The organism is Mycolicibacterium flavescens (assembly GCF_001722335.1).
GTDB classification, from domain to species: Bacteria; Actinomycetota; Actinomycetes; order Mycobacteriales; family Mycobacteriaceae; genus Mycobacterium; species Mycobacterium flavescens.
This window is the reverse complement of record NZ_MIHA01000026.1, coordinates 58453-68951: the sequence shown is the minus strand read 5'-3', so window position 1 is coordinate 68951 and position 10499 is coordinate 58453. Positions and strand designations below refer to the sequence as shown.

Genomic DNA, 10499 nt, shown 5'->3' with positions numbered 1-10499 from the left:
CTGGGCCGGGTCGACGACGACCTGATCATCGGCGCCGGCGGTTTGCGGCGCCGGGTCCGCCTGGCGTCCGTCCTGCGTCGGTGCATCGTGGTGGACGCACAGCTGCGAGGATGTGAGTTGACCGTGCGGTTCCGACCCAACCCGGAGGTGTGGCCGAAGTGAGCGGGCCACACCCCGATCTCGGGCCCGAATTGCGGCAGCTGGCCCAGTCGATCCTGGACAAGCTCGACCCCGCGGTGCGGATGGCCGCCGCGCGCGCGGCGGCCGGCGAGGCGGGCAGCTGCCAGCAGGTGTGGTGTCCCGTGTGCGCGCTGGCCGCGCTGGTGGCCGGTGAGCAGCACCCGCTGCTGACCGTGATCGCCGAACACAGCGTCGCGTTGCTCGCGGTCATCCGCGCGCTGCTGGAACAGGCCCAGCACGCCGCGCCGGGCCCCGACGAGCCGCCGGACGGTCCGCCCCCGGCGCCCGGTGCTGGCCCCGACGGGCCCGCCCCGCCGCCGCCCGGGCGTTATCAGCACATCCCGGTAACGGTCGAGGAGTAGGGATCGCGCGCTGTGGTCGCGTCCACAGCGCATGGGTAAAGTTGTCGCAGAACACCGGCCGGTGTTCGATTTCCGGGAGGCCCCATGTGGTATTGGCTGTTCAAGTACATCTTCATGGGCCCCCTGCTGTCGTTGCTCGGCCGGCCGAAAGTCGAAGGGCTGGAAAACATCCCGCGTTCCGGCGCGGCGATTCTGGCCAGTAACCACCTCGCCGTTGCGGACAGTTTCTACAAGCCGCTCGTCGTCAGCCGGCGCATCACCTTCCTGGCCAAGGCCGAGTACTTCACCGGCACCGGGTTGAAGGGCTGGTTCCAGCGCTGGTTCTACACCGTCGCCGGTCAGGTGCCGATCGACCGGACCGACGCGGATTCGGCGCAGGCGGCGCTGGACACCGCCGAACGCATCCTCGGTGAGGGCAAGCTGCTCGGGATGTATCCCGAGGGCACCCGGTCCCCGGACGGCCGGTTGTACAAGGGCAAGACCGGTCTGGCCCGGCTGGCCCTGCAGACCGGTGTCCCGGTGATCCCGGTCGCGATGATCGGCACCGACTCCGTCAACCCGCCCGGCAGCAAGATGTGGCGGTTCGGCAAGGTTCACATCAAGTTCGGCAAGCCGATGGATTTCACCCGTTTCGAGGGGCTCGCGGGAAACCGGTTCATCGAACGCGCCGTCATCGACGAGGTGATGTACGAGTTGATGCGGCTGTCCGGTCAGGAATACGTGGATCTGTATGCCGCCGACGTCAAAGAGGGTAAGGCCGACGAGACGACGAAGCCGTCGGCCCGCATGCCGGAAGTAGCCGCCGGCTGATCAGTTGGTCGCCGGCACAGGGGCGGCGTCGACGGCGGCGCTGTCGCGCCGGGCGGCCGTCGCTTTCAGCGAACCGGCCGCCACGATCACCGCGATCGCCCACCACACGTAGGACCCGCCGGCCAGCTGTCGCCACAGCGACGCCGCGGTCTCGCGGTGTTCGGGCATCAGCGTGATCGGCGTCCACACCATCAGCGCGAACCCGGCCAGGGCCACCGCGGCGAGCCCGACGTGCCGCCTGCGGTAGGCCAGCACCGAGATCACCACCAGCGCGGGCACCGCCCACACCCAGTGGTGCGACCACGACACCGGTGAGACGACCAGCCCGAACATCGCCACACAGATCAGCGCCAGCACGGGCTCGTCGGCCCGCAGCACCCGGCGCACCGCCCACACGGTCACGGCCAGCACCGCGAAGCAGGCCACCACCCACAACACGAACCGCGGGCCTTCGCCCAGTCCCAGCCGGGCCAGCGCCCCGGCGATGTTCTGGTTGGTGTTCAACGTGGCCGTGCCGATGCGGTCGGTGTTGCGCACGGTCTCGGTCCAGTACTCCAGCGAGTCGCGCCAGGCGAACGCGGCACCGACGGCGGTGGCGACGACGGCCGAGATCGCGGTGACGACGACCGCGCGCACGTCGCGACGCAACACGAAGTACAGCAGGAACACCGCGGGCGTGAGCTTGAGCGCGATCGCGACGCCGAGCAGCATGCCGCGGGGCCACGGCGTCCTGCGGGGCACACAGTCGGCGATGACCAGCGTCATCAGTACGACGTTGATCTGCCCGAAGTCGAAGTTGGACCGGATCGGCTCGAGATAGAGGACCGCGGGGGCCACGATCGCGGCGGCCAGCCACGCCCGCCGCAGCCAGGCCGGTTCCCGAGTCACCGCGGTCGCGGGCCACACGTCGAGCCGGGTGAGCACGATCGTCACCGCGACGATCAGCAGCACCAGGGTGGTCGCGGTGATCGCGGCGCTGGCTGCCTCCAGCGACAGCAGCGCGAACGGTGAGAACGCGACCGCGGCCAGCGGCGGATAGGTGAACGGCAGGTCCAGCCCCCCGCGGGTGGAGAACATCGCACCGTCGGCGTACAGCGGGCGGCCGTCCAGCCACGCCTGGCCGCCCATCCGGTAGACGTCGACGTCGATGCGGTACGGGACCCGCCCGAGCAGTCGCCACCCGGCCCAGACCAGCGCGGCCAGGGTCAGCAGCTGGAACAGCCGCCAGGCGAGCGTTGCCCCCCAACCAGCCCCGCCGGGCGACCGCCACATACTCATGTCGCCGACCAGACTATCGGGGCCCTCCGGCGGGTCGGCCGGTATCCCGGCCCTGACACGCGCAGGTCGGCGTAAGTTTTCTGCGTGCGCGCGGACCTGAACTTCGACTTCGCTGTCCCGACGGGGCGGCTCCCGCTGGTCTTCTGCCTGGTCGCCTTCATCCTGACGTTCTTCGTGACCCGCACGATCGTGCGGTACATCCGCCGCCACGCCCACAGCGACGCGCCGCGCAAGTGGTGGCAGCCCCGCAACCTGGGCACGGGCTCCGGACTGCACATCCACCACGTGGTGATCGGTGTGATCCTGGTCATGATCTCCGGGGTGACGATGGTGACATTGGCGGTTGACGGGGGAGTACCCGAATTCACGGTGGCGGCAACCTTTTTCGGTATCGGGGCGGCGTTGGTGCTCGACGAGTTCGCGTTGATCCTGCATCTGGAGGACGTGTACTGGGCCGAGGACGGGCGGACGTCGGTGGATGCGGTGTTCGCCGCGGTCGCCGTCGCCGGCCTGCTGGTACTGGGCTTCAACCCGCTGTCGTTCTTCGACATCGACATCTGGCGCAGCGATCATTCGCTGGTCGCGCGGGCCAGCGTGATCGCGGTCGCCGTGCTGACGCTGATGCTGGCGGTGGTGGTGCTGCTCAAGGGCAAGGTGTGGACCGGCCTGGTGGGGATGTTCATCACGCCGCTGCTGGTCGTCGGCGCGGTCCGGTTGTCGCGACCGCATGCGCCGTGGGCACGGTGGCGCTACACCGACCGGCCCCGCAAGATGCACCGCGCACTGGAACGGGAGCGCTGGCTGCGGCGCCCCGTCGTACAGGCCAAACTGTGGCTGCAGGACGCGATCGCGGGGATGCCGAAATTTCCCGACGACGCGGCGGTCGACGAACAACTCGACCGTGAGATCCGGGCCGCGCCTGCGCCGAAAGACCGGACCCCTTCGGAGCACCTCGCAAAGGAACCCGCTTAGTGCGCTACTTCTACGACACCGAGTTCATCGACAACGGCCGCACCATCGAGCTGATCTCGATCGGGGTGGCAGCCGAGGACGGCCGCGAATACTACGCTGTGTCAACAGAATTCAACCCAGACCGGGCGGGCAGCTGGGTGCGCAGGAACGTGCTGCCCAAACTGCCGCCGCCGGCGTCGCAGCTGTGGCGTTCGCGGCGCCAGATCCGCTCGGAGCTCGAGGACTTCTTCGGCATCGACGGTGACGAACCGATCGAGCTGTGGGCCTGGGTGGGCGCCTACGACCATGTAGTGCTGTGCCAGCTGTGGGGGCCGATGACCGACCTGCCGCCGGCGATCCCGCGGTTCACCCGCGAGCTGCGCCAGTTCTGGGAGGACCGCGGCTCCCCACGGATGCCGCCGCGGCCCCGCGACGCGCACGACGCCCTGGTCGACGCGCGGCACAACCTGCGCCGCTACCAGTTGATGACGGCTCGGGAAGCCCCTGTCCAGCGGTGAAAACCAGACGTCGGGCCCGGCTACCATGAACGGGTGAACTGGACCGTCGACGTACCCATCGACCAGCTGCCTGCGCTCCCGCCGCTGCCCGATGACCTGCGGCAACGGCTCGACGCCGCGCTCGCCCGCCCGGCGGTGCAGCAGCCGAGCTGGGATCCCGAGGCGGCCGGGAACATGCGCACCGTGCTCGAAAGCGTGCCCCCGGTGACCGTGCCCGCCGAGATCGAGCGGCTCAAGGGGCTGCTCGCCGACGTCGCGCTCGGCAAGGCGTTCCTGCTGCAGGGCGGCGACTGCGCCGAGACGTTCGTCGACAACACCGAGCCCCACATCCGGGCCAACATCCGCACGCTGCTGCAGATGGCGGTGGTGCTGACCTACGGCGCCAGCGTGCCGGTGGTGAAGGTGGCGCGCATCGCGGGCCAGTACGCCAAACCGCGCTCGGCCGACATCGACGCGCTCGGGTTGAAGTCCTACCGCGGCGACATGGTCAACGGGTTCGCGCCCGACGCCGCCGCCCGCGAGCACGACCCGTCGCGGCTGGTGCGCGCCTACGCCAACGCCAGCGCGGCGATGAACCTGGTGCGCGCGCTGACCGCGTCGGGGCTGGCCTCGCTGCACCAGGTGCACGACTGGAACCGCGAATTCGTCCGGACGTCCCCGGCGGGTGCCCGCTACGAGGCGCTGGCGGGTGAGATCGACCGGGCGCTGACGTTCATGAGCGCCTGCGGCGTGGACGACCGCAATCTGCAGACCGCCGAGATCTACGCCTCGCACGAGGCGCTGGTGCTCGACTACGAACGCGCCATGCTGCGGCTGGCCGAGACCGAGCAGGGACCCAAGCTCTACGACCTGTCGGCGCACTACCTGTGGATCGGCGAACGTACCCGTCAACTCGACGGCGCGCACGTCGCGTTCGCCGAGGTCATCGCGAACCCGATCGGCGTCAAGCTGGGGCCGACCATGACCCCGGAGCTCGCGGTCGAGTACGTCGAGCGGCTCGACCCGAACAACGTGCCGGGTCGGCTGACGCTGGTGACCCGCATGGGCAACAACAAGGTTCGCGATCTGCTGCCGCCGATCATCGAGAAGGTGCAGGCGACCGGGCACCAGGTGATCTGGCAGTGCGACCCGATGCACGGCAACACCCACGAGTCCTCGACCGGGTACAAGACCCGGCACTTCGACCGCATCGTCGACGAGGTGCAGGGCTACTTCGAGGTGCACCGCGCGCTGGGCACCCATCCCGGCGGTATCCACGTCGAGATCACCGGGGAGAACGTCACCGAGTGTCTCGGTGGCGCGCAGGACATTTCGGACACCGACCTGGCGGGCCGCTACGAGACCGCGTGCGATCCGCGGTTGAACACCCAGCAGAGCCTGGAGTTGGCGTTTCTGGTCGCCGAGATGCTGCGCGACTGACGTCGCACGCTCAGATCAGGTTCGGCAGGTTGCTGCCGACGGTCCACGCCGCGGCGGCGACCAGCCCGGTCAACGTCAGCACGGCGACGAACCAGAACAGCAGCGCCCGCTTGGCCCGCTGCCGCGCCCAGTAGAACTCGTCGATGTCGATACCCGCGAATCGGCTTGCGGGCGCATCGTATTCGGGTTCGGGGAGCTCGTCGCGCTCGTAGGCCCGGGTCTGCTGGCGGGGCGGCGGCGGCATCGGCGGCGGGGGCGGGGCCGTCATCGCCGCGGAGGTGTGCTGTGCGGACTGTTGCGGTGCGGGCACCCGGAACGGGGGCAGCCCGAGTTCTTCGACGATCGCGGCCAGCTCCTCGCCCATCTCCTCGGCGTCGGCGTACCGGCGGGCCGGGTCGCGGTCGGTGGCCCGCAACACGAGCTCGTCGAACTGCGGTGGCACACCGGTGATCACCGAACTCGGGGGCGGTACGTCGTTGTCCATCCGCTGATAGGCCACCGTGAGCGCGGTGTCGCCGGTGAACGGGGTGCGCCCGGTCAGCAGTTCGTAGGTCATGATGCCGACGCCGTAGACGTCGCTGCCCGGCCCGGCGTCGCCGGTGCTGACCTGTTCGGGCGACAGGTACGCCGCGGTGCCCAGGATCACGCTGGTGGAGGTGATCTTGGCGTCGGCGACCGCACGCACCAGACCGAAGTCGGCGATCTTGACGTCGCCGGCGTCGGAGATCAGCACGTTCTCGGGCTTGATGTCGCGGTGCACCAGCCCGGCCCGGTGCGCGGCGGACAGCCCACCCAGCACCGGGCCCAGCACCGCGGCCGCCGCGTGCGGCGGCATGGGGCCGCGTTCGCGCAGCAGTTCGCGCAGCGTGCCGCCCTCGACGAGTTCCATCACCAGAAACGGGTGCTGACCGTCGATGCCCTGGTCGAACACCGCGACCACGCCGGGATGCGCCAGCCGCGCCACCGCCCGCGCCTCGCGCTGGAACCGGGTCAGGAACTGGGTGTCACCGGCGTACCGCGAGTCCATGATCTTGACGGCGACCGGCCGGTCCAGCCGCAGATCCAGCCCCCGGTACACCGCCGACATGCCACCGGTGGCGATCATCGTGTCGACGCGGTACCGACCGTCGAGCACAATCCCGGCGAGCGGGTCGGCGTAGGCGTCCACCGGAGACATGTTACGGACGGCGCCTCCGCGAATATGCGGCTCCGGTGGTGAGTTCTCGGATCTAGACTCGGTGCGGTGAGCAGCATTCCGGCCGCCGAGGACGTTCTTGATCCCGCCGAAGAGATGTACGACCTACCGACCGTCGCCGATCTGCTCGGCGTCGCGGTGACCAAGGTGCATCAGCAGTTGAGGGACGGTCACCTGATCGCGGTCCGCCGCGGCGGCGCGGTGGTGGTGCCGAAGGCCTTCTTCGACGGCAGCGGGCACGTGGTCAAGAGCCTGCCCGGGCTGCTGGTGGTGCTGCACGACGGCGGGTACCACGAAACCGAGATCCTGCGTTGGCTGTTCACCCCGGACCCGTCGCTGACGGTCAGCCGCGACGGGGCCAACGACAAGCTGGCTAACGCTCGGCCGGTTGACGCTCTTCATTCGCATCAGGCCCGCGAGGTGGTGCGCCGGGCCCAGGCGATGGCGTACTGACCCCGGGCGCCTTGTGCAGGGCGTACCACGCCACGGCGGCCGACGCGGTGGCCAGCGCCACGTGCGACCACGAGTACATCCCGTGGGCTCCGTCGGGCTTCCAGATCACGGTGATCCAGGTCGAGAACGCGGCGATCACCGCGATCGAGCGCCGCGACTGGGCCAGCGCGGCCACCACCGCCAGCGGCCAGGTGTAGTACCAGGGCAGCGCGGCGGGCACCAGCAGCACGACGACCACCATCACCCACGCGATACCGGTCAGCGCGTCGCGGTCGGTGTGCCGAAATCGCCACCACAGCAGCGGAAGTGACACCGCGATCACCACGATGCCGATGATGCGGGCGATGTCGAGCACCGCGTAGAAGTTGACCGGCAGGAACATCCCGCCGAACACGTTGATCAGGTTGGCCGCCGCGGTCGGCAGGGTCAGCCAGTTGATGATCTTCACCGACCCGGCCAGCGCGGTGAGCCAGCCCAGCCCCACGCCCGCGGCCAACGACAGCACCGCGAACACCGCGACGAAGATCAGCGCCGACGCCGCCGTGGCCGCCGCGAACGCCTTCGCCGGGGCCAGGCCGCGCCGGTCGCGCAGCCCGCGCGCCCACACCCACACCATGAACGGAAGGGCCAGTCCGGCGGTCGCTTTCACCGCGACGGCCGCGCCGATCAGACCCACGCCGACGACGGGTCGCCCGCCGAAGGTGAGCGCGATGCCGGCCATCATGAGGCCGACCATCAGCATCTCGTTGTGCACGCCCCCCATCAGGTGGATGATCACCAGCGGGTTGAGCACGCAGATCCACAGCGCGGTCGCGCCGTCGGCGCCGATGTGGCGGGCCACCCGCGGGGCGGCCCAGATCAGCAACGCCAACCCCGGCAGCATGCCGAGGCGCAGCAGCATCGTGCCGGCGACGACGTCATCGCCGACCAGCATCGTGACGAACTTCGCGATCAGGATGAAGCCCGGCCCGTACGGTGCGGTCGTCGTGGTCCAGATCGGACTGACGTTGTCCAGCAACGAGTTCGGGTTGTCGATGGGGCCGACGGCGTACGGGTCGAAACCGTCGCGCAGCAGCGCTCCCTGTGCCAGGTAGGAGTAGGTGTCGCGGCTGAACAGCGGCACACTCAACAGCAGCGGCAGCAACCAGAAGCCGGTGGTGGCCACCATCGTGTACTCGGAGACGCGGCGGCCGATCACCTGCCTGCCGAGCCACAGCCAGGCCGCCAGCATCAGCGCCACACCGCCCCACAGCAGCACCGACGACAGCACCAGGCCGTGCCCGAAGCGCAGCCACGACAGGTGCAACGACTCCAGCAGCGGATCGTGCAACCGGGTGCTGCCCGCGCCCAGTCCGCCGGCGGTGATCAGCACCGCGCCCAGGAAACCCAGCCGCGCGGGTTTGGCCTCCGGTGCGGTGGCGAACGACGCGAGCCGCGAAAGATGTTCGGCGAACGCACTTCTCGATGGCCGCACCGGCGCGGGAGTGGTCATGCCGTTATGCGGACCGATTGGCGGCCATTCGAGCGAGCTCGGTCAGGCCGGCCTTGGCGTGCGGGTCGATGGCGGCGGCGTCCAGGACGCTCAGCGCGCTGCGGGTGAGCTCGTCGATGCGGCTCTCCACCGCGGCCAGCGCGCCCACGGATTCGATCGCCTGGCACAGTTCGCGCACCTGGGCCTCGGACAGGTCCGAGCCGATCGAGGTGCGCAGCAGCTTGGCCGCGACCGGGTCGGTCTTCTCGGCCAACTCGACGGCCTCGGCCAGCAGCACGGTGCGCTTGCCCGAACGCAGGTCGTCGCCGGACGGTTTGCCGGTGACCGCGGGATCGCCGAACACGCCGAGCACGTCGTCGCGCAGCTGGAACGCCACCCCGAGGTCGGTGCCGAATCGCCGGAACGCCTCCTGGACGTCGGGGCGGTCCGCGGCCGCGGCGGCGCCCATCTGCAGCGGCCGGGTGATCGTGTAGGAGGCGGTCTTGTACTCGTTGACCGTCAACGCCGAGGCGACCGATTCCGCGCCGCTGGATTCGGCGACGATGTCGAGGTACTGGCCGCCGAGGACCTCGGTGCGGATCGCCGACCACACCCGCCGGACCCGCCGGGCCGCCTCGGGCCCCAGGTCGGCGGTGGCGACCACGTCGTCGGCCCATACCAGCGCCAGGTCGCCGAGCAGGATCGCCGCCGAGAGGCCGAACTGTTCGGGGGAGCCGTGCCAGCCGCTGCTGCGGTGCTTCTCGGCGAACAGCCGGTGCACGGTCGGGAAGCCGCGCCGGGTCGCCGAGGCGTCGATGACGTCGTCGTGCACCAGCGCGCACGCGTGCAGCAGTTCCAGCGCCGAACACAGCCGCAGCACGCCCGGATCCATCGGGTCCTGCGGGTGGTCGGCGACCGCGCGCCAACCCCAGTAGGCGAAAGCGGGTCGCAGCCGTTTGCCGCCCTGCAGCACGAATTGCTCGAGAGCAGCGGTCAGCTCGGCGTAGTCGTCGCCCATGTAGGCGCAGTCGGCGCGGCGGTCGCGCAGATAGTCGCGCAGCTGTTCCACCACGGCCCCGGCCAACTCGACGGCTGACGGTGCCGCTGTATGCACGCTCAGCAGGCGCCCCTTTCTCTGTGCGTCCACCCTGCCCCCGAACGCCTTCAGAGTAGAACCTGCCGGTGGCGCCCTAGCAAGTCAGGACGGCCCCGGGCGGGTCAACCTCTGATCGTGCTGTCGTCGCGGCCGGGGCGCGGTGACTGGTCTCGGGTCATATAGGCCAGCGTGCCGATGATGCCGGCCACCACGAACGAGCCGAGCCCCAGCCAGATCGCCGCTCCGGTGAACGACCGCGCGCTGGGGTCGGTGTAGCGGGCTTGGGCGTTCATGGTGCTCACCACGCCGGGGCGCAGCTTCCATTCGACGATCTCGGCCGAGACCTGGTCGCCGTTGGTCGAGGTGACCTCGCCGGGGAAGGACACCGTGAGCGAGACGTCGGCCTCGGAGTCGCTGAGCGAGGTGAGGTCGACACGGCCCTCGAGGATGACCAGATCGCCGGCCCGGCGCAGCGAGATGTCCACCCCGGCGGCGTCGCGGTTCATGTTGGCCAGCTGCGGAAGCTCGGCGAAGGTCAGGTCGGAGAACACCGCCTGCGAGCCGACATAGTCGTCGCGGCTGTACTCGGAGACCGCCACCTTGTTGGCGAAGGTCAGGTTGTTGAGCAGCTGCGGGCCCTTGTCGTCGGCGTCGCGGGGTTTGGCCGCGGCGACGATCTGACCGGACACCCGGTCGTCGGGGCTGACGGTCAGCGACGCCCGCACCCGGACGCAGCCGACCGCGGTCGGCAGGACGACGAGCATCA

General features: G+C 69.9%; 11 protein-coding genes and 1 pseudogene. 7 read left to right on the top strand and 5 right to left on the bottom strand.

What is annotated here, in order from left to right; translation table 11 throughout:
• From BHQ18_RS29945 to BHQ18_RS25570, 3 genes and pseudogenes are all read left to right on the top strand, one after another.
• A pseudogene (locus BHQ18_RS29945) lies at positions 1–162 on the top strand (ArsA family ATPase); the annotation flags it as partial.
• Positions 159–542, top strand: coding sequence for a hypothetical protein (locus BHQ18_RS25575; RefSeq protein WP_069416464.1), 384 nt, complete (start codon positions 159–161; stop codon positions 540–542). The pseudogene BHQ18_RS29945 and the gene BHQ18_RS25575, both read left to right, overlap by 4 nt.
• A gap of 84 nt (positions 543–626) precedes the next feature.
• Positions 627–1352, top strand: a complete 726-nt coding sequence (locus BHQ18_RS25570) for a lysophospholipid acyltransferase family protein (RefSeq protein WP_069416456.1) — start codon at positions 627–629, stop codon at positions 1350–1352.
• Here BHQ18_RS25570 and BHQ18_RS25565 read toward each other — a convergent pair whose 3' ends face one another.
• Positions 1353–2630, bottom strand: a complete 1278-nt coding sequence (locus BHQ18_RS25565; protein ID WP_069416455.1) for a glycosyltransferase 87 family protein — start codon at positions 2628–2630, stop codon at positions 1353–1355.
• Between the two features lie 84 nt (positions 2631–2714).
• On the opposite strand from BHQ18_RS25565, the gene BHQ18_RS25560 reads away from it, so the two are divergent.
• From BHQ18_RS25560 to BHQ18_RS25550, 3 genes are read left to right on the top strand one after another with little or no spacing between them, the layout of a single operon-like run.
• Positions 2715–3602, top strand: coding sequence for a hypothetical protein (locus BHQ18_RS25560; RefSeq protein WP_069416454.1), 888 nt, complete (start codon positions 2715–2717; stop codon positions 3600–3602).
• Positions 3602–4099 (top strand): polyadenylate-specific 3'-exoribonuclease AS, encoded by a 498-nt coding sequence (locus BHQ18_RS25555; RefSeq protein ID WP_069416453.1) that lies wholly within the window; start codon positions 3602–3604, stop codon positions 4097–4099. Before BHQ18_RS25560 ends, BHQ18_RS25555 begins: the two co-directional genes overlap by 1 nt.
• Positions 4100–4132: 33 nt before the next feature.
• On the top strand, positions 4133–5518 hold the full coding sequence (locus BHQ18_RS25550) for a class II 3-deoxy-7-phosphoheptulonate synthase (protein WP_069416452.1): 1386 nt from the start codon (positions 4133–4135) through the stop codon (positions 5516–5518).
• Positions 5519–5528: 10 nt separating this feature from the next.
• Here BHQ18_RS25550 and BHQ18_RS25545 read toward each other — a convergent pair whose 3' ends face one another.
• Entirely contained in the window at positions 5529–6695 is a 1167-nt protein-coding gene (locus tag BHQ18_RS25545) for a protein kinase domain-containing protein (RefSeq protein ID WP_069416451.1), read from the bottom strand.
• Positions 6696–6761: 66 nt separating this feature from the next.
• Here BHQ18_RS25545 and BHQ18_RS25540 point away from each other — a divergent pair, with 66 nt between their 5' ends.
• Positions 6762–7166, top strand: a complete 405-nt coding sequence (locus BHQ18_RS25540; RefSeq protein WP_069416450.1) for an Rv2175c family DNA-binding protein — start codon at positions 6762–6764, stop codon at positions 7164–7166.
• Here the strand turns inward: BHQ18_RS25540 and BHQ18_RS25535 are convergent.
• The 3 genes from BHQ18_RS25535 to BHQ18_RS25525 form a co-directional block, all read right to left on the bottom strand.
• Positions 7087–8658, bottom strand: a complete 1572-nt coding sequence (locus tag BHQ18_RS25535; RefSeq protein WP_069416449.1) for an alpha-(1->6)-mannopyranosyltransferase A — start codon at positions 8656–8658, stop codon at positions 7087–7089. The two genes, BHQ18_RS25540 and BHQ18_RS25535, sit on opposite strands and share 80 nt — an antisense overlap.
• 4 nt (positions 8659–8662) lie before the next feature.
• Positions 8663–9751 carry a bifunctional (2E,6E)-farnesyl/geranyl diphosphate synthase gene (gene idsA2 / locus BHQ18_RS25530; protein ID WP_069416463.1) on the bottom strand — a complete coding sequence of 363 codons (1089 nt, stop codon included), beginning with the start codon at positions 9749–9751 and terminating at the stop codon, positions 8663–8665.
• 104 nt (positions 9752–9855) lie between these two features.
• Positions 9856–10497 (bottom strand): LppM family (lipo)protein, encoded by a 642-nt coding sequence (locus BHQ18_RS25525; RefSeq protein WP_069416462.1) that lies wholly within the window; start codon positions 10495–10497, stop codon positions 9856–9858.
• Positions 10498–10499: the final 2 nt, after the last annotated feature.